The sequence below is a fragment of the Flavobacterium gawalongense genome, from assembly GCF_007097265.1.
Taxonomy (GTDB): Bacteria; Bacteroidota; Bacteroidia; order Flavobacteriales; family Flavobacteriaceae; genus Flavobacterium; species Flavobacterium gawalongense.
The window spans coordinates 76,676-103,509 of sequence record NZ_VJZP01000004.1; the positions used below are offsets into that span (position 1 = coordinate 76,676).

At 33.3% G+C, this 26,834-nt stretch carries 24 protein-coding genes and 1 pseudogene; 14 read left to right on the top strand and 11 right to left on the bottom strand.

From position 1 onward, the window contains the following. Positions 1-186 precede the first annotated feature (186 nt). From FNW38_RS03875 to FNW38_RS03900, 7 genes are all read right to left on the bottom strand, one after another. Positions 187-498: a DUF4286 family protein gene (locus FNW38_RS03875; RefSeq protein WP_143387122.1), complete on the bottom strand. Its 312-nt coding sequence runs from the start codon at positions 496-498 to the stop codon at positions 187-189. Positions 499-637: 139 nt separating this feature from the next. After that, positions 638-2,416: a tetratricopeptide repeat protein gene (locus FNW38_RS03880; RefSeq protein WP_143387121.1), complete on the bottom strand. Its 1,779-nt coding sequence runs from the start codon at positions 2,414-2,416 to the stop codon at positions 638-640. Between the two features lie 160 nt (positions 2,417-2,576). Further along, positions 2,577-3,848, bottom strand: a complete 1,272-nt coding sequence (gene serS, locus FNW38_RS03885) for a serine--tRNA ligase (RefSeq protein WP_143387120.1) — start codon at positions 3,846-3,848, stop codon at positions 2,577-2,579. 303 nt (positions 3,849-4,151) lie between these two features. Further along, entirely contained in the window at positions 4,152-4,691 is a 540-nt protein-coding gene (locus FNW38_RS03890) for a DMP19 family protein (protein WP_143387119.1), read from the bottom strand. A 68-nt stretch (positions 4,692-4,759) separates the two neighbouring features. Continuing rightward, a complete protein-coding gene (locus tag FNW38_RS17415; protein WP_185963074.1) occupies positions 4,760-4,930 on the bottom strand; it encodes a hypothetical protein in 171 nt (56 codons plus the stop codon). Positions 4,931-5,033: 103 nt separating this feature from the next. Next, positions 5,034-6,080: a DUF2971 domain-containing protein gene (locus FNW38_RS03895; protein ID WP_143387118.1), complete on the bottom strand. Its 1,047-nt coding sequence runs from the start codon at positions 6,078-6,080 to the stop codon at positions 5,034-5,036. Positions 6,081-6,097: 17 nt separating this feature from the next. Continuing rightward, on the bottom strand, positions 6,098-6,472 hold the full coding sequence (locus FNW38_RS03900) for a hypothetical protein (protein ID WP_143387117.1): 375 nt from the start codon (positions 6,470-6,472) through the stop codon (positions 6,098-6,100). 1,332 nt (positions 6,473-7,804) lie between these two features. On the opposite strand from FNW38_RS03900, the gene FNW38_RS03910 reads away from it, so the two are divergent. Together FNW38_RS03910 and FNW38_RS03915 are read left to right on the top strand one after the other, a co-directional pair. Next, entirely contained in the window at positions 7,805-8,890 is a 1,086-nt protein-coding gene (locus FNW38_RS03910; protein WP_143387115.1) for a DNA-binding protein, read from the top strand. 2 nt (positions 8,891-8,892) lie between these two features. Then, positions 8,893-9,177 (top strand): type II toxin-antitoxin system death-on-curing family toxin, encoded by a 285-nt coding sequence (locus FNW38_RS03915; protein WP_143387114.1) that lies wholly within the window; start codon positions 8,893-8,895, stop codon positions 9,175-9,177. Here FNW38_RS03915 and FNW38_RS03920 read toward each other — a convergent pair. Then, complete coding sequence (locus FNW38_RS03920) at positions 9,174-10,067, bottom strand: IS982 family transposase (protein WP_143387113.1); 894 nt, start codon at positions 10,065-10,067, stop codon at positions 9,174-9,176. The two genes, FNW38_RS03915 and FNW38_RS03920, sit on opposite strands and share 4 nt — an antisense overlap. Positions 10,068-10,202: 135 nt before the next feature. On the opposite strand from FNW38_RS03920, the gene FNW38_RS03925 reads away from it, so the two are divergent. Beyond that, positions 10,203-10,397: a hypothetical protein gene (locus FNW38_RS03925; RefSeq protein ID WP_143387112.1), complete on the top strand. Its 195-nt coding sequence runs from the start codon at positions 10,203-10,205 to the stop codon at positions 10,395-10,397. Between the two features lie 16 nt (positions 10,398-10,413). On the opposite strand, the gene FNW38_RS17420 is transcribed toward FNW38_RS03925, so the two are convergent. Next, entirely contained in the window at positions 10,414-10,575 is a 162-nt protein-coding gene (locus FNW38_RS17420; RefSeq protein WP_185963075.1) for a hypothetical protein, read from the bottom strand. Between the two features lie 36 nt (positions 10,576-10,611). Between FNW38_RS17420 and metG the strand changes: the two genes are divergently transcribed. The 6 genes and pseudogenes from metG (at position 10,612) to FNW38_RS17425 (ending at position 16,616) form a co-directional block, all read left to right on the top strand. After that, positions 10,612-12,672 (top strand): methionine--tRNA ligase, encoded by a 2,061-nt coding sequence (metG, locus tag FNW38_RS03930; protein WP_143387111.1) that lies wholly within the window; start codon positions 10,612-10,614, stop codon positions 12,670-12,672. A 66-nt stretch (positions 12,673-12,738) separates the two neighbouring features. Next, entirely contained in the window at positions 12,739-13,425 is a 687-nt protein-coding gene (locus FNW38_RS03935; RefSeq protein ID WP_143387110.1) for an HAD family hydrolase, read from the top strand. 333 nt (positions 13,426-13,758) lie between these two features. Then, positions 13,759-15,018 (top strand): OmpA family protein, encoded by a 1,260-nt coding sequence (locus tag FNW38_RS03940; RefSeq protein ID WP_143387109.1) that lies wholly within the window; start codon positions 13,759-13,761, stop codon positions 15,016-15,018. Between the two features lie 190 nt (positions 15,019-15,208). Next, a pseudogene (locus FNW38_RS03945) lies at positions 15,209-15,840 on the top strand (CatA-like O-acetyltransferase). A 39-nt stretch (positions 15,841-15,879) separates the two neighbouring features. Continuing rightward, on the top strand, positions 15,880-16,398 hold the full coding sequence (locus FNW38_RS03950; RefSeq protein ID WP_143387108.1) for a ferritin: 519 nt from the start codon (positions 15,880-15,882) through the stop codon (positions 16,396-16,398). Between the two features lie 47 nt (positions 16,399-16,445). Continuing rightward, positions 16,446-16,616, top strand: a complete 171-nt coding sequence (locus tag FNW38_RS17425; RefSeq protein WP_185963076.1) for a hypothetical protein — start codon at positions 16,446-16,448, stop codon at positions 16,614-16,616. 202 nt (positions 16,617-16,818) lie between these two features. Here the strand turns inward: FNW38_RS17425 and FNW38_RS03955 are convergent, their stop codons facing one another. Continuing rightward, complete coding sequence (locus FNW38_RS03955; protein WP_039108265.1) at positions 16,819-17,151, bottom strand: single-stranded DNA-binding protein; 333 nt, start codon at positions 17,149-17,151, stop codon at positions 16,819-16,821. A gap of 203 nt (positions 17,152-17,354) precedes the next feature. Between FNW38_RS03955 and FNW38_RS03960 the strand changes: the two genes are divergently transcribed. The 5 genes from FNW38_RS03960 (at position 17,355) to FNW38_RS03980 (ending at position 25,755) form a co-directional block, all read left to right on the top strand. Next, positions 17,355-18,689, top strand: coding sequence for a serine hydrolase domain-containing protein (locus FNW38_RS03960; protein ID WP_143387107.1), 1,335 nt, complete (start codon positions 17,355-17,357; stop codon positions 18,687-18,689). 124 nt (positions 18,690-18,813) lie between these two features. Then, positions 18,814-19,164 carry a hypothetical protein gene (locus FNW38_RS03965; RefSeq protein WP_143387106.1) on the top strand — a complete coding sequence of 117 codons (351 nt, stop codon included), beginning with the start codon at positions 18,814-18,816 and terminating at the stop codon, positions 19,162-19,164. A 109-nt stretch (positions 19,165-19,273) separates the two neighbouring features. Then, on the top strand, positions 19,274-21,589 hold the full coding sequence (locus FNW38_RS03970) for a M28 family peptidase (protein ID WP_143387165.1): 2,316 nt from the start codon (positions 19,274-19,276) through the stop codon (positions 21,587-21,589). Between the two features lie 87 nt (positions 21,590-21,676). After that, a complete protein-coding gene (locus tag FNW38_RS03975; protein ID WP_143387105.1) occupies positions 21,677-23,323 on the top strand; it encodes a DUF6377 domain-containing protein in 1,647 nt (548 codons plus the stop codon). Between the two features lie 314 nt (positions 23,324-23,637). Next, positions 23,638-25,755 carry a glycoside hydrolase family 97 protein gene (locus tag FNW38_RS03980; RefSeq protein WP_143387104.1) on the top strand — a complete coding sequence of 706 codons (2,118 nt, stop codon included), beginning with the start codon at positions 23,638-23,640 and terminating at the stop codon, positions 25,753-25,755. Positions 25,756-25,904: 149 nt separating this feature from the next. Here FNW38_RS03980 and FNW38_RS03985 read toward each other — a convergent pair whose 3' ends face one another. Continuing rightward, a complete protein-coding gene (locus tag FNW38_RS03985) occupies positions 25,905-26,690 on the bottom strand; it encodes a hypothetical protein (RefSeq protein ID WP_235890141.1) in 786 nt (261 codons plus the stop codon). Between the last annotated feature and the right edge of the window lie 144 nt (positions 26,691-26,834).

The following is a 26,834-nucleotide window of genomic DNA, read 5'->3' on the forward strand; positions in this document are numbered from 1 at the left end:
TGTTTGTTTTTTTGCCACGAAGGCACAAGGGCGCAAAGTGTTTTTATATATTTTGTTTTGCCACGAAGGCGCAAAGACACAAAGCGTATTTATATATTTTTTTAAATTGGAGATCACAAATTGTGACCTCCAACTATTTTTTAATCCCTATCTGATGTCATAACTTCCCAACTGACCACTAAAAAACTAATGATCCGAAATCAATTCCAACTCGGTTCTAAAAGCAAGCATTTTGTCTCCAAACAACTTCAATCCTTCTTCGCGAAAAGCTGGTGCATCTTCCTGATAATATTTCTCCAAGGTTTCTTTGCTATCTGTGGTATATTGAACTGAATAGGTTACTCCTCCCATTTCTTCTTCAATTAAAACTCGCACCATTCTTGCCGATGAGAATTTCCCTGTAGCCAGAATTTCAGGAATATGTTTATGTTGCATCCAAATCATCCATTGATCGTGAACGCTTTCATGTATGTTTGTGGTAACGTTGTATATTATCATTTCTTTTGATTTTTCCTCACCCCAACCCTCTCCAAAGGAGAGGGAGCCAGAGTAGAATATAATTAACTTAATTTTCTTATTGAAATCGAATTTTATTTTAAAATCTATTTTCTATCCGTCTATTATCTCCAAGTCTAATTTAAAGATTCGTATCCCCTCGCAATTGCCTGAATTTCTTCCGGGCTTCCACAAAATAGATACTGTCTTCGTGACTGAAAATTATCTTTTCGTATAATGGTTTTGCCTTTTCGGGCTGCTGCAATTTTTTGTTATAAATTTCTGCCGAGAAGTATAAAGCTTCATCAATATAAATCCCGTCGCTGTGCTTGTCTATTATGTTTTGATATTGGCTTAAAGCCAAAGTAAAATCACCTAGTTTTGCGTAAATTTTACCCAAACGCAACAACGTCACCGCCTCTATTTCCTGGCCTTTATAGGTTTTTAATATCGTCTGAAACTGCGTTACCGCTTCCTGATTTCTATTTTGATACAAAAGGTAATCTCCTTTTGCAAATTGCTTCAAAGCTGTTTGTGTCGAATCGGCAACCATATTATCATTGATTAACAGAAAATATTCTAAAGCATCGTTGGCAATCAATTGCGTATTCGCAGATTTCAGTTCCTTGAATTGTTTCAATGCCCAAGCGAAATCGGTTTTGAAATAACTGGTTTTAGCGGCTTTCAAACTCGCTTCATGTGCCACTATATCATTTTTCAAGTCCAATTCTATCTGTGAATAATAGATTAAAGCCTGATTGAATTTTTCTTCGTAAAGCAAAATATCCGCCAATTCCATTTTGGCCTGAGCCACTTCATAATCGTCTAACTGTAATTCGAGTGCTTTCTTAACTATGGCTCTTCCTTCCTCCGGTTTTTTTAAATTAAAAGCTACAAAATGCGCCTGAATCAGCTGCAAAGATAAGGTAAAAGGACTTATTTCATATTGTTTCAATAAACCTTCCAATTCCGTATTGATAACGGCATACTCTTTTTCTTTGGCCTTTTCTATTTTCATTTTAATCAAATAGGAATTCGCCTGAATCAACAGTTCTAAGTCTTTGGTGTTTTCCAATACAAAACCCAGAATTTCCTTAGCTGCTTCCTGATTGTCTTCTTCAATAGCCAATTGTCCTAAATTCACAATATTAGAAAGAGATTCCGGGTCGCGTTTGTAAATGGCTTTTTCCTGAATAAATGCTTTTTCGAACTCTTTTTGCTGCACATAAAACCAACTCAAATAACGGTTCCAAAAAACATCTTGATTTTTTTGAGCCCTAACGATTAATGCTTTGCGTAGCGTTTCACTAAAGTTGGCATCACCCTCATCAACCATAAAACGAGCCAGTTGATTTTGAATCAACATCGAATTTTGGGGATTCGCATAAGCTTCATTAAGGAAGGTAGTAATCATCATTTCCTGATTGCCTAATTGACCATAAAGCAACCCAATTTGGTAATTGAAATTAAAATTAGATTCTAATTCCGTTGCCGTTTGATAGGATTTCAAGGCATATTCCAGCAACACTTTTTTCTCAAAAGAGTTTGAAATTCCGTACACTTCATTTGGATTTTTTTTGATTCGGTCTAATGCCTGTTCGTAGTAAATTTTGGCTTTGGCATCATTTTTTTGCAACTGAAAATTATATCCCAATTCTACCAAAAGATTGCCTTGTTTGTATTTATCTAATCGCGTTTGTATCGCTTTTTCGGCAACATAAAATTGCTGTAATTGTTGGTAACAGTCGATTGTTCTTAGAAAATACTGTGTGTTTTGAGGCAAGTTTTCCAGTAGCTCTTCATAACTGATTTTGGCTTTTTCAAAATCGCCCTTATCGTAATAATACTGCGCCAATTGTTCGTTTTGAGAAAAACAAACTAATGAAAAAAACAGGGTAATATGTAGAAATAAGTGTTTCATTTCAAAAGTGTTCAGTATTCAGTGTTCAGCAAGCGTACTCAAAAAATAAATATTCAATTCTTAATACCTAAAAAAATCACAATCAAACCCCAATGGTTCTAAACAATTGTGTTATTATGGTATATTTCTATCTGATCACTAAAAAACTGAACACTGACCACTAATTTATAATATCAAATCCGCAATACGGACGTAAAACCTCAGGGATTACGATTCCTTCCGGAGTTTGGTAATTTTCTAAAATTCCAGCCAAAACTCTTGGCAAAGCCAATGAGCTTCCGTTTAAGGTATGTGCCAATTGATTTTTTCCGTCTTTATCTTTGAAACGCAATTTCAAACGATTCGCTTGAAAAGTTTCAAAATTAGAAACCGAACTGATTTCCAACCAACGATCTTGCGCGGTAGAAAAAACTTCGAAATCATACGTCAAAGCTGATGTAAAACCCATATCGCCTCCACAAAGACGCAATATCCTATATGGTAATTTCAATTCCTGTAATATATTTTTAACGTGTTCCACCATTCCGTCTAAAGCTTCATACGATTTATCTGGATGTTCTACACGAACGATTTCCACTTTGTCAAATTGATGCAAACGGTTTAATCCTCTTACATGCGCACCATAAGAACCTGCTTCACGACGGAAACAAGGCGTGTAAGCCGTTGTTAAAACGGGCAATTCATTTTCGTTTAAGATTACATCACGAAACAAATTGGTTACTGGAACCTCCGCCGTTGGAATTAAATATAAATCATCGGTAGCATCGTGGTACATTTGTCCTTCTTTGTCCGGCAATTGTCCCGTTCCGTAAGCAGATGCTTCGTTTACCATGTGCGGAACCTGAACTTCATTGTAACCGGCAGCAGTATTTTTATCCAAGAAATAATTGATCAAGGCGCGTTGTAATCGTGCTCCTTTTCCTTTATAAACCGGAAATCCAGCGCCAGTAATTTTTACCCCAAGTTCAAAATCGATGATGTCGTATTTTTTTACCAATTCCCAATGCGGTTGTGCGCCTTCGTGCAAAACTGGAATTTCACCTTCTTCAAAAACGTTCAGGTTTTCCTCCGGTGTTTTCCCAACAGGAACAATATCTGCCGGAAGATTGGGTAATGTATATAATTTCTCTAAAAGTTCAGCGGCAAGTACATCGGCAGTTTCAGCCAACTTCTTGCTTTTCTCTTTTAATAAAACTGTTTTTTCTTTTAGAATTGCGGCTTTAGATTTCTCTCCGCCTTTCATCAATTCGCCAATGTCTTTGGATAATTTATTAGATTCGGATAAAATTCCGTCTAGCTCCACTTGCGTAGCGCGACGTTTTTCATCCAGTTGTACCACTTCTTCAACAACACTTGTAGCATCGATGTTTCTCTTTGCCAAAGCCTTGATTACTTTCTCCTGATTCTCTCTAATAAATGCGATTTGTAACATAGGTTGATTTTTATAACTCTACTTTTTATATAATGGAAGCAAATTTAAGGAAATGTTTGATAGAAATGGGACAAAAGTTTTTGGGAAAACCCGTAAGCCTTTTTGATATAGCTTATAGCTCTTTTTTTACTTCGGATTAAAAATTTTAACCACATAGAAACATAGAAAAAAAGAGTTGGATAGCCCAATTCTTGGGTTTACATAGCTATGATTTTCTCTAATAAAGTAAAACGACTTTCAAAATTTATAAAATCTATGTTTCTATGTGGTTAAAAATGCAAAATGAATTTTACCTAATATTACCTACTCTCTTTTAATCTCATGACCCACAAATTCTTCTAAGGTTGCAAACATATCGTCAACCGGAAGGACTTCGAAATCTGGGTGTGTTTTTAAAAAAGTAGCATTCAACGTAATCAGGTTTTCTTCAATTTCAAAAAACGTGTCGTTGTTAAGCAAATCTCGGATAGGATTTACGCCTTCCAATTTCCCTTTCAGGAACTTATTCAACTTTACACTACTCATTAATTTTACTTTTTTGGATTGTTGTTGAAACAATTCCAAATGCTTTTCGGCGCCAATTAATGCCAATCCTTCTTCTATCAATTCATTTAACTCTTTATCCCAACTTGAATTATAGACAAATTGAGCAAAATTTCCCTCCGTATATTGCGACGCATAATAATCTAAATAATAACTCATCAAAGCATCTTCGTGAATCAAATCATCGTTTACGCCTTCCTCACGCATTAAGTTGATTACCGAAATATTAGAGTGAATTACATCTTGGAGGTTTTCACTGTTCATTGCGGTTTCTGAAATAATTATTGTACCGAATTCCATAGGTTTTGTGTTTGAATATTTGGTGCAAATTTCCGTTAAATTAAAACAGAAAAGAAATACAATGTAATTTATATGACATCAAATCCGTTACTACTCTTTTTCTGATTCATTTTTGTAACTAAAGCTTTCAAACGCAAAGCTTTTTCTTTTTTTTCTTCTTGAAGCTTAGCCTTTTTCCGATTGAGCAATTTGGTATGTAAAGCCTTATTTTTGGTGTTTTTTTCGGGTCCTTTTGCCATAATTTATGTGCTTCTTTAATTACGTTTACAAATATATAAAAACTGATAGTATGGACGTATTGAAGTCTTTAACAAAGTCCGCAGCGGGTAGTGGTATTAGTTTTTAGAACTCTTCAATTTCATTTCTATTTACTCTAAAAACTGAAAAAGTAAAATGTGAAATATGTTTTATTTCAATTCTTTCAAGACTTCTTCTTAATGAATTTGTATTTGGAATTAATATATTTTCTTCTGAATCGATTTTTAAACCTGCTTGGCGGATTATAATATTTTTATTGTTGCAAATGAATTTTAATAAACTTGTAACATCTTGACTTTTTGCATCAATCCGATATTCATCACTTGTTTTCAATACTTTATTTGAAAAATTTTTACCATTGAAAAAATTAAATCCTAAAACAATTTCTTCTATTGAATCAGCATCATAAGATGCAAATCTATTATTTTCCCCTTTATAGTCTTCCTTTAGCGAAACTAACGATTCAGGAACTGACATAGCGGATTTTGTTATAATAAACCTCCATTCATTTTCATATTTCCAATCATTGACTTTTGTTGAAATATCTACTAATAAAGGAAGACGATTACCGTATTCGCTGGTGTCTATATGCAATTTATTTTCGATATAATTTATCGGAAAAAAAAGACAGTTTTGTTCATTGTTTTTATTTATAGATTCTACAAGTTTTGGAGTATTAAACTTAACTTTAAATCCTGAATCACTTGAATAATGACCCCACATTAAATTGTTCATTTTATTTTTAGTCAAACTAATAAAACCTAACATTGAATTTAATTCAGAATAATAGTGATTACAGTAACTTCTAAACAAATTTAATTTATCTTCTTCGTACATTAATAATAACTGATTTTCATCAACCAAATCTTCATAATAATTTTTAAAATCTTCTAAACACAAATCTTTGAAATTATATGATAAAGGTGTGCTATCAGTTAAATCATTAAAATGAAAAGGATGTGAGCAAAAGAAATTATTATTTGAAATAGCATTAAAACTATTTTCATTTGAAGGATAATACTTGTATAAGTATTCTGGAATATTTTCCTTAAATTCAATCCGAATACCATTATTCCATTTAAATGGAGTTTCTTCAATATATTGCCAATCTCCTAATTCTATTTTTGCCATAGATGTATTTTTTAATTTCAAAATCTTTCGGAATCTTTATCATATTCATTTTTAGAATATACAATTTTGAGTGATTTAATTAAGAAATAAACATAAGTTACGATAACTAAAACAACAAAATTTTCAAAGATTTTTGATTTATCTGATGTTAGGATAGCTAACATTTCAAAAATACCGGAACCTCCTAATAATAAAGGAATAAAAACAACTAGAGGTACTGAAATAGATATGATGAAGCACCTTAAAAATTTTGATCTTATAACATCTTCCCATTTTTTATTAAAAAATTTTATAGAAAATGTCCCTAAAAATTCAAAAATGAAGATGTACGCTCCAAATAAAAATAGTATTCCTATAACTTTTATAAATATCCAATCCCAATCCATTTCCATTTATGACAATATTTTAAGTGATTTTTAAAACTCAATTATACTTCATTAATTAGGCCTACTTATTCATTCTCTCTTTATACTGTTTGCACCTAGTGATTTTAAATAAATGTAGAATTAATAAAGAATGCTAAAGATAGAAAAAAATCTTACATATTATATATTATATCTAAATCACAACAAATTCCTTTTCTTTCCAAATTAAATTTTTCTTCATTCATAAAATTTATTTTATGCTTTTAGTTTTTAATTATTTTCTCAAATTTATGGAGAAGAAAACGCACTGCTTTACGGTTTTCCACATTTGGGTAAAAAATGTGCTTTTTTTGGTTTTTTCTCCTGCAAGGTTTCAAAAATGGTGTAGGCAGAATCGAAAGAGCAGAAATAAACACCACCATTAGAACTTTAGTAAAAATTGCCAACACTCTAGAAATCGAGCCAAAATAGCCAAAAGAGTTGCTCAATTTTCAAATAAAATAATTTTTACGTTGTTCCTTATTCTGTTATTTCCCTACAAATTTGATTGTAAACATTGTCCGTACCTACGGCACTTTATGGATATATCATCAAATGTGGACGGATTAAAATCCATCCCTACAATATATGCCGAGCCTACGGCTCTTATAAGTGCGTAAAAGTTCCATAGGAACGATTCATATTGTAGCAACGGATTTTAATCCGTTGACAAGTATAAAATAAAAGGAATAAAGTTCCGTAGGAACGACACATATAGACACAACATATAAAAAAATAAAATACCTCGATAAATCAATTTTTGGTATTTGTTTTAAAATTATAATTTCTTTTGTTGAAAAAACACTATTAAATTATTGATGAAAACTTATCGAAAACCCGAATTCCTAGGCCCCGATAGCGGTGAAAATCCTTTCTATTCTTTCTTTAAAAATAGAAAGATTGCAACGAATAGCGGGAAATAGCTCCTGAAAAACCTCCAAAAAAACACAAACAATTTCTCATAAGTACGGACAAGTCGCGACTTGTCCCTATCATCCCTTCGTCCCTATCATAAAAAATCTTATTTTTGCACTCAATAAAATTGAATCATGATACAGAATCCAAAAAGGTATACGATTACAGTGGCATTGCCTTATACGAACGGACCGATTCACATTAGCCATTTGTAACATCGCTTGATTTTTATAACTCTTCTGTATTTCTTTACATAAAAAAAGTAAATTTCAAGGAAATGCTTGACAGGGATAAGACAAAGTTTCTTCTAAAATTATTACACAAGCCCACACATAATGCACAGCAATATAGCAATAGAATGAGTATAATCAAAATATAGTATATTTGTAGATAAACAAAAAAATAATGAGTAAAGATTTAACTAATTCTAGCCTCGATAGAAAAAACATATTAAATAATAATATTGCTATTCAAGGAGTATATGAAGAACTTGGCTTTTATGGAATTAAGTTTGATGGTAAATATCGTTTCACTAAACAACAAATCGCTCAATATTTTGATGTAGATGTAAGAACTATTGAGCGAATATTGGAGAACAATAAAACAGAGTTAGAAATTAGTGGTTATGAATTATATACCGGTTCTAAACTAAAAGCTTACAAAGAACAAGTGTTTGATTTTGTGAGAAATGCTAAAGATAAAAAGGATGTTCACGACATTAATGTCGTGAACATCCTTCAATTAAATGAAAGCGAACTAGATAGCTTGTCAAAAACACCTCAATTAACAATATTCACTTATAAAGCTTTTTTAAATATCGGAATGCTTCTCATTGGGTCAGAAAAAGCTCAAAAATTAAGAACCGCAATATTAGACATTGTTATTGATGTATTAAATAAAAAGCTCGGTGGAAAAACAAAATATATAAATCAAAGAGAAGAAGAATTTTTACCAAGTGTCATTAGAGAATATAATTATCGTAAAGAATTTACAAATTCATTAGATTTTTATATCGTTGAAAATAAATTTAAATATAGCCAACTTACTGACAAAATCTACAAAAGTATTTTCAAAGAAAATGCTAAAGAATACAGAAAAATTCTAAACCTAAATTCAAAAGAAAGTGTAAGAAGTACAATGTACTCAGAAGTTCTAGATTTAATTTCAGCATATGAAAATGGATTTGCCAACTATTTAAAAAACAAATCAGAAAATTTAAATAAAAAACTCTCTCTTTCAGAAACTCATTTAATTTTCTCTGAATTTGAACAAATAATGGAGGCATTTGTAAGTCCTTTACAAGAGAAAGCTAGAAGTTTAATGGCGAGTCGTGACTTAGTTTTTAGAGACGCATTACATGAAAAATTAAAAGATTATGTAAACGAAGTAAGTTCAGAAGATTTTTATAAATTTTTAGGCAAAAAAAGTATGGAGTTTGAAAAACGGTTAGAAGAAAACAAAGAAGTGTTTAAACGATTAAAAGACCGTTAACGATGAGATTAATCTATTTCACTTCAGATTACGCAATAAAGATTCATGACAAAATAATTGAAATTTCTGGAGGTCGAGAGGGGATCAAGGATTTTGGCAATATTGATAGTCCTCTTCACCATATTCAAAATGATGACTACTATCCAACATTTGAAGAAAAACTAACTCATTTAATATTTTCCTTTAATAAATTTCATGCTTTTAATGATGGAAACAAACGTACATCGATTGCAATGGGAGCTTTCTTTTTAGAAGTAAATGGCTTAGAACCTGAGTTCGATTATTAATATAAAGCTAACTGCTTAGAATCCAGTGTTTCAAATTTAATAGATGGTTTTTTAGGAAGGAAATGATACGCAATTATCCCCGCAATCATATTGGTTAAAAAGTTTACAACAGAACGATGCCTTGAATGTTCTACTTGGCATATATTTTTAAGTTCATCATTAACAGTCTCAATAACAGAACGTTTCCTGAGTAATATTTTGTCACTCATATTCATTAAACTATTCTTCATGTTATTACGAATGCTTGTTATAAGTTCTATTCCATCTACAAAAAGTAGTTTTTGCAACTTTTCGGATATATAACCTTTGTCAGCAAATAGCTTTCCGAATATTTCTTTCAAAAAACCTTCGTTTTTCAAGGGTTCCCTGTCATCAACGTTTGCTTGGGTTACTGCAAAGCTCAATAATTCACCTTTATCATTAATAATAATATATAGCTTAAATCCGTGAAACCAACCCATTGTAGATTTGCCTGTTGTAGCCACTCCTTTAAAAACCTTATTTCGACTGATTCTTTTGTTTTTGCAAACTCTAATTGGAGTAGAATCAACAAACGAAATTCCAGTACAACTTCCTAAACAACAAGTTTTTGCAAACATAGTCATCGGCATTAAAACAGATTGCATAAGTTCTACAAATCTGTTATATGAAACGGTTTGGGGAAAATCATCTTGCATATGTTTTTGTACGTAAAATATGTAAAAATGTTTAAAACAACGAAAACCACCTAAATGAAACAAATAGTATATCGTAATAACCTCCGCAGTAGTCATTCTAGGCTTTCTCTTTGGTTTATTCCCAATAATAAAAGATTCTGTCGTTTTTTCGAAATTTTTACAAAACTCATCTGTAACACAAAATATTTCAGTAATTTTATCAAAACAAATCATAAGGCAATTTTTGGTTAATTATTTAAAATTCAGCACTTTAAATATACTAAATTTTGCCTTTTTGTGCAAATTTTTATACAAAAACATTAATCGAACTCAGGTTTAGATGTATTTACAAATAAATTCATCATTGAAATGGAAAATATTGCTGTAACAGTTGCTGATAATTTAATTGGAAAAGATTTACTTCAGGAAATAATAGCAGCAGTCATTAACGAGATCGATTACAGTGACGAGCTAAAATTAAAAATTATAAATGCTCTTAGTCTAGTAAGAGAAGATGCTGGACAAATAAATTTAGGCATCGATTTTTATAGAGATGTTTTCTAAAAAAGGCATTAATAACCTAAATCCCTAGCCCTGATTGCAGCGGCATCCTTTTCTTGCTTTCTTTAAGCAAGAAAAGATACAGCGTAGAGCAGGAAACAGCTCCAAAAAACCTCCCAAAAACACGAACAATTTCTCCTAAGTACGGACAAGTCGCGACTTGTCCCTTCTTCCCTATCATAAAAAATCTTATTTTTGCACTCAATAAAATTGAATCATGATACAGAATCCAAAAAGATATACGATTACAGCGGCATTGCCTTATACGAACGGACCGATTCACATTGGCCATTTGGCGGGTGTTTACGTGCCTTCGGACATATATTCCAGATATTTAAGATTGCAAGGCAGAGATGTCGTGTTTGTTTGCGGAAGCGACGAGCACGGCGTGGCGATTTCGATGAAAGCCAAAAAAGAAGGCATTACGCCACAGGAAGTAATCGATAAATACGATGGAATTATTCGCAAATCGTTCTCTGATTTTGGAATTTCGTTTGATAATTATTCCCGAACTTCGGCTAAAATTCATCATGATACGGCTTCGGAATTTTTTAGAAAACTGTATGACAAAGGTGATTTTATCGAGGAAGTGACTGAGCAATTGTATGATGCAAAAGCAGATCAGTTCTTGGCAGATCGCTTTGTTGTCGGGACTTGCCCAAAATGTGGCAACGAAGAAGCCTACGGTGATCAATGTGAAAAATGTGGTTCTACATTGAATGCTACGGATTTGATTAATCCAAAATCTACAATAACTGGAGAAACTCCTATTTTGAAATCGACGAAACACTGGTTTTTGCCTTTGGATCGTTATGAAGATTTCTTGAAAGAATGGATTCTCGTTGGACATAAAAATGACTGGAAGCCGAATGTTTACGGACAAGTAAAATCTTGGATTGACGGTGGACTAGAACCTCGTGCAGTAACTCGTGATTTAGATTGGGGAATTGATGTTCCGGTTGAAGGTGCCGAAGGAAAAAAATTATACGTGTGGTTTGATGCGCCAATTGGCTACATTTCATCTACGAAAGAATGGGCTTTGCGTGAAGGAAAAGATTGGGAACCGTACTGGAAAGATCAAGACACAAAACTGGTTCACTTCATTGGGAAAGACAATATTGTTTTCCATTGTATCATTTTTCCTGCGATGTTGAAAGCCGAAGGAAGTTATATTTTGCCGGACAATGTTCCTGCAAATGAGTTTTTGAACTTGGAAGGAAATAAATTGTCGACATCTAAAAACTGGGCGGTTTGGTTGCACGAATATCTGGAAGAATTCCCGAATCAGCAAGATGTTTTGCGTTATGCGTTGACATCAAATGCTCCGGAAACGAAGGATAATGATTTTACCTGGAAAGATTTTCAGGCGAGAAACAATAATGAATTGGTAGCGATTTACGGGAATTTCATTAATCGCGTGGTGGTGTTGACCAATAAATATTACAACGGAATTGTACCGCAACCAAACGAACTTTCGGAAGTGGACGAAGCGACTTTGACGGAATTGAAAGCATATCCAGCGGTGATTTCGAGTTCTGTGGAACGTTATAGATTCCGTGAAGCGTTGAGTGAATTGATGAATGTGGCTCGTTTAGGAAATAAATACTTGGCTGACGAAGAGCCTTGGAAAGTTATCAAAGACAATCCGGAGCGCGTGCAAACGCAAATGTATGTGGCCTTGCAAATTGCCGCAGCACTAAGTTCACTTTGCGAACCTTTCCTACCATTTACAGCAAAAAAATTGTCAAGAATTTTAAAAATAGAAAGTCCATTAAACTGGAATACTATTGCTCAAATCTCTGATTTAATTCCGGCTGGACACCAAATTGGTGAAGCTGAATTGCTTTTCGCCAAAATTGAAGACGAGGAAATCCAGAAACAAATAGACAAATTGGAAGCTACAAAAACCGCCAATACTGCCGAAAACAAAAAAGCAGAACCACAAAAAGAGGCGATTCAATTTGAAGATTTTGCCAAAATGGACATCCGTGTAGGAACGATTCTGGAAGCCGAAAAAATGCCAAAAGCCAACAAGCTTTTGATTTTGAAAGTAGATACCGGAATTGATGTTCGCACAATAATTTCAGGAATTGCCGAGAGTTTTTCACCGGAAGAAATCATAGGGAAACGCGTGACTGTTTTAGTGAATTTGGCTCCAAGAAACCTTCGCGGCGTGGAAAGTCAAGGAATGATTTTGATGACTACCAATGCCGAAGGAAAACTGGTTTTTGTAAATCCGGATACAGATGGCGTTGCGAATGGGGAGACGATAAATTAAAAAAATAACCGCGGATTCGCTGATTATTTTTTATCAATCTGTGAATCTGCGGTAAAATAAATAAAAATGAGCCTAAAAGTAATTGCCTTCGATGCCGATGATACCTTATGGATCAACGAAACCTATTTTGATGAAACCGAGAAAAAATTCTGTGGATTGATGGAAGATTATCTTTCGCATCAAGGAATTTCCCAAGAACTTTTCAAGGTGGAAATCGACAATTTGAAATTGTATGGCTATGGCATAAAAGGCTATATCCTTTCGATGATTGAAGCGGCGATGAGAATTTCTAACAATACCATTCCTATCGAAATCATTGAGAAAATCATCCAATACGGAAAAGAATTACTCGAAAAACCGATTGTTTTATTGGATGGTGTTGAAGAAACGCTGGAAGCTTTGAAAGGCAAATACAAATTGGTTGTTGCCACCAAAGGAGACTTATTGGATCAACGCCGAAAACTGCACAATTCAGGATTGGGTCATTATTTTCACCATATTGAGGTGATGTCAGACAAGCAAGAAATTGACTATTCGGATTTGATCAAACGATTGGAAATAAAACCTTCCGAATTTTTTATGATTGGAAACTCTTTAAAATCGGATGTCTTACCGGTTTTAGCCATTGGCGGACACGCCGTTCACATTCCGTTTCACACGACTTGGGCACACGAAAAAATTGACCATAAAGTAGAACATGAGAATTTCAGTGCTTTCGAAAATATAACTGATGTTTTAAAGAGATTGGAATAATGAAACGCATTTGGAAATAATTGCTAAAGTAGGTTAGAGTTAAGCGATTAGAGAACGTGTTAAAAAGGCATTCTTAATCCAAAAACACCTCCATAATTGCTTAAATAAGCAACATTTCAAGTATGAAATCACATGTTTTTCTGTTATTTGATAATTTTTTTAAAAATAAATATTTTCTTATGTTATTTTTAAAATATTGATATACAGCGTCTTGATTTTAAAAACTACTTTTTATTATTATAGAATAATTATTAATTCTTACATAATTAACTGTTTGAATTTTTTTATAAAATATTGTGATGTATTTTTGCATTAAATAAAAATTGAAACAATATGAAAAAAATCATACTTACTTTAGTATTTGCTTCTGCAATGACCACTTTGAGTGCTCAAACAGAAACTGTAAAAAGCACAGAAGATGGCTTTAACAAATGGTCAGTTGAATTAGCCGGTGGTTTTAACAAACCACAAAGACCAATGACTTCAGGTTATGCAACAACATTAATAAGCCCTTACGTTGTTGATTTAGGAGTTCGTTACATGTTTAACAACAAATTCGGTTTGAAAGCTGATCTTGGTTTAAACAGTTTCACAGGAAAAAAGGAATCTGTTGATTTCGACACTAAGTACTACAGGGTAGACTTACAGGGTGTTGCTAACTTAGGAAGAATCATGAATTTTGAAACTTGGACCCAATCAATTGGTTTATTAGGTCATGCTGGTTTTGGTTTGTCATTATTGGAAAGAAAAGATCCTTCTTATTTAAAAGACAGAATGGGTAACTTCATGGCTGGTTTAACTGGTCAAATCAAATTAACGGACAGAATTGCATTAACAGGAGATTTTACAACAATTCTTAATGCGAAACAAAATCTTGCTTTTGATGGCGCTAGCTCATCAAGCACTAGAGGTTTCGGTGGAATTCTTTTTAACGGTACTGCAGGTATAACAGTTTACTTAGGTAAAAATGTAAAACATGCTGACTGGGTTCTTGATAATGAAGATAGATTCAATGTTATAGACAATAGACTTACAGCTATCGAAACAAAGATGCTTGATGCTGACAATGACGGAGTAGCTGATTATTTGGATCAAGAGCCAAATACTGCTGCAGGTGCAATGGTTGATACTAAAGGTAAATCAATTGATAAAAACAACAATAACGTTCCTGATGAAACTGAAGCTTACATCTTGAAAAATTATGTTAGTAAAACTGATGATACTACTACTGTATACGATAACGAATTGATTAAAAGTTTAATTAATGGTGGTTATGTAGCTGTTTATTTTGATTTCGATAAATCTAAACCAACTAATGTTTCTACTGAAGGTATCGATTTTATCTTAACGTATTTGAGAAACAATCCTTCTGCTTCAGTTGACATTATTGGTCATGCTGACGAATTAGGAAGATCTGCATACAATGATAAATTATCTAATGCAAGAGCTACTAATGTAAAAAACACCTTAGTAAAAGCTAATATTGATGCATCAAGATTGAATGTAATTGCTGCTGGTGAAGATACTTCAGTTGATAAAGCTTCAGAAAATGCAAGAAAATTAGTTAGAAGAGTTACTTTCACAGTAAAATAAGCTACTTTTTTTATCTCAAAAAAGCCCTAGAAGAAATTTCTTTTTAGGGCTTTTTTTATGTCTAATAATTTCAGTTTTAAGAATTACAGCATATCAATTTTATTATCCGTTCACAATAAAAGTCCCTAAAAAATGAATTTAAGGATTAAGAATAGCTGTACCTTTGACAACAAAATAAAGTTATTCAATCTTGAAAACACTTTTAGATATAGAAAATTGGCCAAGGGCAGCACATTTTCATTTTTTTAGACAATTTGAAGAACCATTTTTTGGCGCCACAATCGAAATTGATTGTACCAAAGCCTATGAAACTGCAAAAGCGCTGAATGCTTCCTTTTTTATCTACTACTTAGACAAAACATTGGTTGCAGTCAATACAATCGAGTCCTTTCGCTATAGGATTTCTGATGACAAAATATATGGTTGTGATCAAATTAATGGTTCTGCCACCATTGATCGTGAAGATAGCAGTTTTGGATTTTCTTTGATAGCATACAATCCTGATTTTGCTGTTTTTAGACAAACCGCTTCAAAAGAAATAGAACGGATACAAAATACGACTGGTCTTTTTTGCCCGAACATTTGAAGATGATAATGTAATCCATTTTTCGGCTATTCCTTGGTTGAATTTTACTTCATTATCACATGCTCGAAGTTATACTTTCCCAGAACAGTTGCCCGAAGATTTCCTTTGGAAAAATGATGGTTTCCGAAACTGGCAAAAGAACGATGTCAATGTCCATTCATGTGCATCACGGATTAATGGACGGTTTTCATGTAGGGCAATTTGTAAATTATTTTCAGGAGATTATGAATCAGTAAATTAAGTATTTTTTGTAACTTTACTAAAAACTTACTACCATGTTATCAAAAAATATAGAACTCGCGCTGAATCATCAGATTCGTATTGAAGCTGAATCATCACAAACTTATCTTTCTATGGCTTCTTGGGCAGAAACTCATGGCTTGGAAGGAATTTCAAAATTTATGTATGCTCAATCTGACGAAGAACGGGTACACATGCTTAAATTGGTACGGTATATAAATGAAAGAGGCGGTCACGCTAAAGTGAGTGAATTAAAGGCTCCGAAAATTAGCTACGGAACATTCAAGGAAATGTTTGAAGAACTTTACAAACACGAAATTTTTGTTTCGGATTCAATTAATGAACTGGTTCACATTTCGTTTTCTGAAAAGGATTATGCCACACACAACTTTTTGCAATGGTATGTAGCCGAACAAATTGAAGAAGAAGCTCAGGCTAAACTTATTTTAGATAAAATAAACCTGATTGGTGATGACAAAGGTGGCTTGTATTTGTTTGACAGAGATATTCAACAAATGACTTTAAATAGTTCTACAGCCAAACAATCTAAATAGCCAAACAATCTTTAGAATAATGTAACTTGATTTTAATTCTTTGAAAATTGAGTAAAAAGAAGAAAAATAAGGATAAAAAAAAGGATAAAAAAGGGCTCCATAAAAAGGATGTCGCTAAGGGTAAACTCAAGTCAAAATGTTGTGAAAGTTATAAAAAAGGGGAAGACAAGCGTTGCAAACGTTGCCCTAGATTTGATTTAGGAAAAAAAGAAAAATAAAAAGTGTTCAGTCGCAGTCCACACTTTAGTTAAAAAACCACCGATGATAATCGATGGTTTTTTTGTTTGGTTTTCAGTCACAGTTTGTAATATTACAATAACTGCAAACTGAGTGGAGATTTCTCCTTCTCCCGAAACTTCGGGAGAAATGACAAAATGATGTAGGAATGATAAACTGTAAACTGGGACTGATTACTGAATACTATTTCCCCAGAAGAAGAACATCGTTAACCACGACTTCCGTAATATAGCGTTTTTCACCGTTTTTATCATCGTAGCTTCTATGGGTTAATTTGCCTTCGATGGCAATTTCTTTTCCTTTAGTTACATATTTTTCAATAATTTCGGCAGTTTTTCCCCAAGCTACAAGTTTGTGCCATTGGGTTTCTTCTACTTTTTCTCCTTTGTCATTTTTGTAGCTTTCGTTTGTCGCTAAGGTAAAATTGGCTAATTTTTTTCCTCCGTCAAATGTTTTGATTTCCGGATCATTCCCTACGTGTCCAATTAACTGTACTTTGTTTCTTAATGCATTCATGGCGTATACTATTTAAATGTTAGTGTATGTTTTGTTGAAGTGTTCTTTCAAATCAACATGGCAAAGATGCGGCGGGTTCCAAAATTTATTCGGTTACTAACTATTTACTTTCGGTTGTAACTATTTGTAACCGTTTGTAAATGGAAAAATTTGTATATATTTGGGAGGAATAGTACTGTAGCTATTTTAAAAACATTAAAAAAATGATAAAGAAAGCTTTAGTTACAATGCTTCTTAGTTTGATTTTTAGCACAACTTATTCACAAAAACTTGATGTAACAAAACTTGACAGTTTATTCAAAGCTTTAGACGAAAAAAATATGTTTATGGGAAGTATTGCCGTTTCGAAAAACGGGAACTTAATTTACTCCAAATCTATTGGTAAAGCAGATATAGCAACTAATAAAAGCTTGTCGCTTAAAACAAAGTATCGCATTGGCTCCACTACAAAAATGTTCACTTCTGCATTAGTATTAAAAGCCATTGAAAAAAACAGAATAACACTGAATCAAACTATTGACAAGTTTTTTCCAACTATTGAAAATTCAGAAAAAATAACAATCGAAAATTTATTAAAGCACCGTAGTGGAATAGCAGATTTTTTAGGAGCAGATGGTTTTGCTAATGGCTATACTGAAGCGAAATCAGAAGAAGAAATGATTGACATTATCAGTAAGTTGAAAAGTGATTTTAGTCCCAACAGTAAAGCAGTTTACAGCAATTCAAATTATTATTTATTGAGCATAATTCTTGAAAAAATATATGCAAAATCATATCAAGAGCTATTAGATGAACAAATCATAAAACCATTAAAGTTAAGAAACACTTATTTTGGAGGCAAAATAAATTTGCAGAATAATGAGTGTTATTCGTATTATTTTTCAGATAAATGGGGAAAAGAAGCAGAAGGCAATACCTCTGTTCCATTAGGTGCAGGAGGAATAGTTTCAAATCCATCTGATTTGACCATATTTATTGAAAAACTATTTAAAGGAGAAATCATAACTCTTAAAAGTCTAAAAGAAATGACGCAAATTCAAGACAAATTTGGAATGGGTATTTTTGAACTTCCATTTTACGGCAAAAAAGGATTTGTACATAGAGGTAAAATCGATGAATTTAGAACTGTATTGTGTTTCTTTCCAAAAGAAAAATTAGCCATTGCAATTACATCAAATGGAATGGTTTACGAACCAAAAAAAATCATAAAGGCAATATTAAGTAATTATTTCGACAAACCATTTAAAACTACATTTAACAATATTGTACTAAAAACAGAAGAATTGGACGATTATTTAGGTGAATATTCGAGTCCTGATTATCCATCAAAAATAGCAATTACAAAAAATAACACAACACTATCTATACAATCTATAGGACAGTCTTCATTCTCCGTTGAACCAACTGAAAAAGATCAGTTTGAAAATATATGGGAAGGGATTCAATTACAATTCAAACCTAATCAAAACCAACTAATCTATGAAGAAGGAGGTAAAAAATTCACATTGTCAAAACAAACACAAAACCATAAATCCTAAATAGCCCTGATGGAAGGGAAAATCCTTTTTTGTCTCTTTTTTCGAGAAAAAAAAGATTGGAATGACAGCAGGAACAATATCAACAAATAGGCACTATTAATTCGCTCATAAAAACAAAAAGTCCATGAATAAAACCTGTTTAGAATGTGGAGAAAAGATTGTAGGCCGCGAAGACAAAAAGTTTTGCAGTGACGGTTGTCGTAATGCCTACAATAATAAAATAAATAAAGACAGTACTAATTTTATGCGCAACATCAACAATAAGTTGCGCAAAAATTACCGCATTCTATCTGAACTTAATACCGAAGGAAAATCAAAAACCACCCGAGCAAAACTCCTGAGCAAAGGTTTCGATTTTGAGTTTTTTACTAATATTCTACAAACCAGAACAGGAAATACCTACTATTTTCTGTATGACCAAGGTTACCTACCCTTGGAAAATGATTTTTATATGTTAGTTAAAAAAGATATTTAATACCACAACCCCCAACCTACCTACCTACCTACCTACCATGAAAAAAGATTACTCCTCTATTTTTGCCAGTTTATTTATCCTAGTCATTCTGGGATTGATTTACTTTACGATGATGCCACATTGGACTTCGGATGATGAAGGCCCACTTTCTGAATTTTCGACAAAAAGAGCTTTGAAGCAAGTGGAAGCCATTTCAAAACAACCCCATTATGTAGGTTCCGAAAATCATGAAATCGTTGCTAATTATCTCCTAAAAGAACTTAACAAGCTTGGATTAGAAACTTCAATTCAGGAAGGATATACCTTGAGCGATTGGGAAAATTTAGTAAAATCAAAAAACATATTAGCTCGAATAAAAGGCACCAATAGTTCTAAAGCTTTGTTGTTACTTTCACATTATGACAGCGCACCTCATTCCTACTCTCCTGGAGCAAGTGATGCCGGCTCAGGCGTAGCAACGATCTTAGAAAGTGTTCGTGCTTTTTTGTATACTAAAACACCACATAAAAACGATATTATTATTTTGTTTTCGGATGCGGAGGAATTGGGATTAAATGGCGCAGCTCTTTTTGTAACCCAACATCAATGGGCAAAAGAAGTGGGTTTGGTGCTCAATTTTGAAGCGCGCGGTTCTTCCGGACCCAGTTATATGTTGATGGAAACCAACAAGGGAAATGCAGGATTGGTGAAAGAATTTGCTGCTGCGAATGCGACTTTTCCCGTTTCTAATTCGTTGATGTACAGCATTTATAAAATGTTACCCAATGATACCGATTTGACCGTTTTCAGGGAACAAGGGAATATTCAAGGGTATAATTTTGCATTCATTGACGATCATTTTAATTATCATACCGCTCAGGACGATATCAATCATTTGAGCAAAAATACCTTAACGCATCAAGGTTCTTATTTGATCCCTTTACTGAATTATTTTTCGAATGCTGATTTGAAAACTACACAAGCCAGCGAAGATTACGTCTATTTCACCATTCCGTATACTTTTATAAGTTATCCATTCAGTTGGATTTTGCCAATGGTAATAGTCGCACTGGCGTTGTTTATTTTTCTGTTATTTTTAGGAAAAGCCAAACGCATTTTATCATTCAGGGAAATTGGAAAAGGATTTATTCCGTTTTTAGGTTCCCTAACCGTTACCGGATTAATTACTTTTTTGGGATGGAAAGCATTATTGAAAGTGTACCCGCAATACAATGATTTACTCAACGGATTTACGTATAATGGACACGCTTATATTCCTGCTTTTGTGCTTTTGGCTTTAGCGATAAGTTTAGCGTTTTACCAGCGTTTTTCTGCTAAAAAAGTCACTATGAATCATTACGTAGTACCGTTATTTTTATGGATTGTAATTAACGGAATTCTTGCTTTTGTTTTACGAGGAGCTGGATTCCTGATTATTCCGGTTTACTTTGGACTATTTATTTTTGGTGTTTTTATTGTGACTCAAAGGTCTAATAAAACATTAAATCTTGTTTGTAGCATCCCTGCTTTAATCATCATAGCACCTTTTATCCAAATGTTCCCTATCGGTTTGGGATTAAAAGTGCTGTTTGGAAGCGCCATTCTTACCGTATTGACCTTCAGTTTATTGTTGCCCGTTTTTGGGGCTTTCGCCAAAAAGGGAATCTGGTCATTTGTGTTTTTTATACTCGCCATAGGCTTTTTTGCGAAAGCACATTCTGAATCAGGATACGAATTTGGAAAAGCCAAATCAAACAGTTTGTTGTACATCTTTAATGCCGATACGAACCAAGCCAACTGGGTAACCTATGATACCAATCTTGATTCCTGGACCAAAGGTTATTTAGGTGAAAACCCGAAAGAAGCTACTGCCATGGAGGACACGCCATTGCCAAGCAAATACAATTCCAAGTTTACTTATCAAGCTGATGCTCCCATAAAAGTATTAGAAAAACCAACTATAGCATTTCTTGAAGACCGAATTGTGGGCAATCAAAGGTATTTGAAAATAAAAATTTCACCGAATCGAAACGTAAACCGTTATGATATTTTTGCCAATGAAAAAATGACAATCAATAATTTTAGGGCTAACGGCGTAACTTCATTAGGCCAAAAAGGTTCTAAATACGAGCGAAACGGAAAGAAAATATTGAGTTATTATGTAGTTGACAATATGCCTTTGGAAATGCAATTTAGCGTCAATGCTGCTACAATTTTGGACATGGAATTAATGGAAAGTTCTTTTGATTTAATGACCAATCCTTTATTTGGAATGGCAAAAAGAGAAAACTGGATGATGCCCACGCCATTTGTTTTGAATGATGCAGTAATTATCAAACAGAAGATAAAACCGAGCCCAAAATTAGTTACAAAACCTTTGGACAATGCCATTATTGATCCTGCTGTAAAAGATAGCTTGACGGTTGTGAAAGACAGTTTAATGTAGTGCAACACTAAAACATCCAAGCTTTTCATTTCGTCTCGTTTTTTTGGAATGGGGCAGAAAATATCTAATTCTTTCAAAGAACAAACAATGAATAGATTTTTGACATTAATTTTTGTATTGCTATTTCCCGTTCTCCTTTTTGGACAAAATAATTTTGACTCGTTGTTGGATCAATTGGACAAAACGGTGAATAATTATCAGACCTATTCAAATAAAAAAGAGAATGAAATAAATAAACTCAAAGGACTGCTGAAATATACTTCTACTGATCTTCAAAAATATGCCATTTACGGAAAATTGTATGCTGAATATAAATCGTATCAGTCCGACTCGGCATTGATTTACGCAAGAAGGAGTTTTCAAATAGCCGAAAAATTAAATGATGTCGGAAAGCTAAATGACGCCCGATTAAATCTGGCTTCCATAATGGGAACATTAGGAATGTATAAGGAAGCGACCGATATACTTAATAAAATCAACATCAATACAACTCCCGACCTAAAAGGATATTATTTTACTGTAAATAGTGTGGTTTATGGATATATGTCTGATTATGCAGCTTCACTTCAAGAAAAAGAAAAGTATGTCTTAGTAACCAAGAAGTACCATGATTCGTCATTAAATTTCTACAAACCGCAATCAAGTGCTTATATTATGGCTAAATCCAGTAGGCTTATTGACGCTGGAAAACTCAATGAGACGCTTCATTTATTGCTAAATTATTTTCCTAATATTGCTCCTAATAGCCCTGATAGAGCTGTTATTGCCTATATTATTTCGCAGGCGTATCGCGCAAAAAAAGATTCTAAGCAGGAGAAAAAATGGTTGACAATTTCTGCTATTTCTGATTTGCAGTTGGCCAAAAAGGAATATATTTCGTTGCGTTCATTGGCTTTTCTAATGTATGAAAACGGAGACATTGACCGCGCTTATAAATATATAAAACGTTCCCTCGAAGATGCCCTTTTTTGTAATGCACGCTTAAGGACGTATGAAATATCTAAGATGCTGCCCATCATCAACGAGGCGTATCAAAAACAAAATGAAACCAACCGACTCCAATTAATTCTGTTTTTGATAAGTGCCAGTATACTATCGGTGTTTTTGTTGGCGGTGCTTTTTTTACTTTTTAAGCAAATGAAGAAATTGTCCAAAGCAAAACAGGATTTAAGTTTGGCCAACACCAAGCTTTCTGAACTGAATACCGAATTAAATACATTCAATGAAAAATTGAATGAGACCAATTATACGCTGACCGAAGCAAACCTTTTAAAAGAAATATACATTGGCCGTTATATGGATCAGTGTTCAGACTATATCGGCAAGTTAGACGAATACCGCCGAAAATTGAATGTAATGGCTACTACAGGAAAAATGAACGACCTGATAAGTGCCGTAAAATCGAAACAGTTTATCGAAAATGAGCTCGCAGCGTTTTATACTACTTTCGACAAGACTTTCCTGCAACTCTTCCCTAATTTCATACAAGAATTCAGAGCTTTATTGATTGATGACGAAGTAACACAATTGAAGGAAGGAGAACTGCTGAATACTGAATTAAGAATCTTTGCACTCATCCGTTTGGGCATCAAGGATAGCGCAAAAATTTCAATATTCCTTCGGTATTCGGTATCCACAATTTACAATTACCGTTCGCAACTCAAAAATAAAGCAGCGGGTCCACGAGAGGAATTTGAAGCAAAAGTTATGCGAATAGGAACTAATTTAAAATAGAAAAAATCTATTTCTCAAGGAGGTCTTCAGGGTTGAAACAATCTTGAAGGCCTTTTTTTTATTATAAATCTACCACTTTTTTTAAGCAATAAATTTACATAAAATACAGTTATTCAGCATATTACATATTAAAAATAAAAACACAATCTACTTTTTTAGAATGATAAAAATATGTAGCGCATAAAGCGTTTACTTTTACTTTCTCGAAATTCGGAATTGGGATTAAAACTTTGTCTTTTTCAATAAATCGATTTCGTGAAAATCACATTCTATTACCAAACCTGAAAAATTAATTATTAAATTCTATTTAAAAAATGAAGCAATTTCTTTTTACAGCCTTACTTTGGCTAGCTTTTTTTAACACTGCAAATGCACAGCAGTTAAAATCTCCCAATGAAAAATTTGTAATGACCTTTTCATTACAAAATGACGGAACACCTAGTTACAGTTTAAATTACAAAGGCAAAGCAGTTGTAAAACCAAGTAAATTAGGTCTTGAGCTAAAAAATGATAAAAAATCATTGTTAAATGATTTTACTGTTATTGACACTAAGACATCCACTTTTGATGAAAACTGGAAACCAGTTTGGGGAGAAGTTGCCTCAATTCGCAATCATTATAACGAATTGGCAGTAACATTAAACCAAAAAGAAACCGACAGACAAATTGTTATTCGTTTTCGTTTGTTTGACGATGGTCTTGGATTCCGTTATGAGTTCCCTTCGCAAAAAAACCTTACTTATTTTGTAATCAAAGAGGAAAGAACCCAATTTGCAATGACAGGAGATCATACCGCTTTTTGGATTCCTGGTGATTATGATACCCAAGAATATGATTATACTACCTCCAAGTTATCTGAAATTAGAGGACTTACCGAAAAAGCAACTACTGCAAATGTTTCTCAAAAGTCTTTTTCTACAACAGGAGTTCAGACTTCGCTTATGCTAAAAACAGCTGACGGATTGTATATCAATTTACATGAAGCAGCATTAATTAATTATTCTTGTATGCATTTAAATCTGGATGATAAAAACATGGTATTCGAATCCTGGTTGACACCAGATGCTAAAGGGGATAAAGGGTATATTCAAGCTCCTAGCCACTCGCCTTGGCGTACGATAATCGTAAGTGATGATGCCAGAGATATTCTTGCTTCAAAGATGACTTTAAATTTGAATGACCCTTGTAAAATCGAAGATACTTCATGGATAAAACCAGTTAAATATGTAGGTGTTTGGTGGGAAATGATTACTGGAAAAAGCTCATGGGCTTACACCGATGAATTCCCTACGGTACAACTTGGCGTTACTGATTTTGCAAAAGCAAAACCAAATGGCAAACATGGTGCGAATAACACTAATGTGAAGAAATATATTGATTTTGCATCCAAAAACGGTTTTGATGCTGTATTAGTAGAAGGTTGGAATGAAGGTTGGGAAGACTGGTTTGGACACTCAAAAGATTATGTTTTTGATTTTTTAACTCCTTACCCAGATTTTGATGTTAAAGGGTTACATGAATATGCAAAATCAAAAGGAGTTAAAATGATTATGCACCATGAAACTTCAGGTTCCGTTCGTAACTACGAGCGTCACATGGATAAAGCCTATCAGTTTATGAATGACAATGGTTATGATGCCGTGAAAAGTGGTTATGTAGGTGATATTTTGCCAAGAGGTGAAAACCATTACAGCCAATGGATTGTAAATCATTATCAATATGCAGTAGAAAAAGCAGCCGAGTATAAAATTATGGTCAATGCTCACGAGGCTATCCGTCCAACGGGTATTTGCAGAACCTATCCAAATTTAATTGGTAATGAAGCAGCAAGAGGAACAGAATATCAGTCTTTTGGAGGTTCTAAACCAAACCACGTAACGGTATTACCTTTTACACGTTTAGTGGGCGGACCTATGGATTATACTCCGGGTATTTTTGAAATGGATTTAAGCAAAATTAATCCTAGTAATAATTCGCATGTTAACAGTACATTGGCTAATCAGTTGGCTTTGTACGTAACCATGTACAGTCCGTTGCAAATGGCAGCAGATTTACCTGAAAATTATGACCGATTTGCTGATGCTTTCCAGTTTATTAAAGATGTGGCAGTGGATTGGACAGACAGTAAATACCTAGAAGCTGAACCAGGTCAATACGTTACTGTTGCCCGAAAAGCAAAAGTGACAAATAACTGGTTTATCGGTAATGTAAACGGAGAAAATTCTCGTACTTCAACTATCAAATTTGATTTCTTGGAAAAAGGGAAAAAATACATGGCCACCATTTATGCAGATGCTAAGGATGCACATTTTAAAACAAATCCACAAGCGTATACTATTCGTAAAATGGCGGTGACCAACAAATCAAAACTGGCGCAATTCAGTGCTCCAGGTGGAGGTTATGCTATTAGTGTAGTTGAAACCAAAAAATAATTAATTACAAAAGGCTGTCCGAAAAGACAGCCTTTTTGTTTTTTGAAAAAATAATTAATTGAGTTATATAATCCAGAAGTTCTCAAAGAGAAAACTCAATAATAAATGGCGTTTTTATTGAGCACCTATATTCTGAGGATGTATATAAACTACTCATAAAAATAAGTTTTTTCGGTTTTTAACATTCCTTTTTCTTGTGAAAAAGAATACGATATTGGATAATTTAAATTATTGTATTTGTATTTTCCATTTTCGCTAATGTGATTTGCTGAAGTAGATATAATGCTCAATTCATTATTATTAGATATCGATTGAAAATCAAACTCTTCTTCATGAAAAGAAACTATTGGCACAATAACTTTATAATTTTGACCAAATATATTTTTTATTATTAACAAATCAGCTGAATTTTTATCATCAAAGGTATAATCCTTTATTGATTTATCACCAAGCAATCCTTTGTGTCTAACAATATTATCTTTGGCATACACATACTCTATTTTATTAATAATTTGTTGATTTCTGTCTCTTGAAGAACGTCTGACAACGAGACCATTCTCAACAATATATTCAATGTCTTCAATTAAAATTTGGTGACTGTTACTTTTTTTAGTTATAGCTTTAGCCCTTGCCCCCTCATACGCTATACTAACTGTTTTAGTAACAAGTTCACCGCCTTCCTCGTATTTTTTAACAAACTTAACTAGTCGCTGTTGTCTGTCATAACTGTAGTTTACAACCTCTTTCCAGTTACTTCCTTCTCTTCCTTTGACGGTCATATCTAATAATCCCTGTAGATTATAAAAAAAACTTTGGGTGACTTCCGAGGTTTTAATCGACTGAAGTTTTCCTTCTTCAAATAAGATAGTTTTGTTTACAATTTCACCACTTTTTAAATTTCGGAAATTTGTTTTTACAATATTAATTTTTTTCAATTTAATTGAATTTTCCTGGACTTGACTTTGGGTCAAACATGGGAAGGCCACCATAAAAATGGCAATAATGTAGGTTTTCATATGGTATTTATATTGATTTGGGATTGCCAAAATACAAAAACCAATCAGAGCATAAAATTTTTA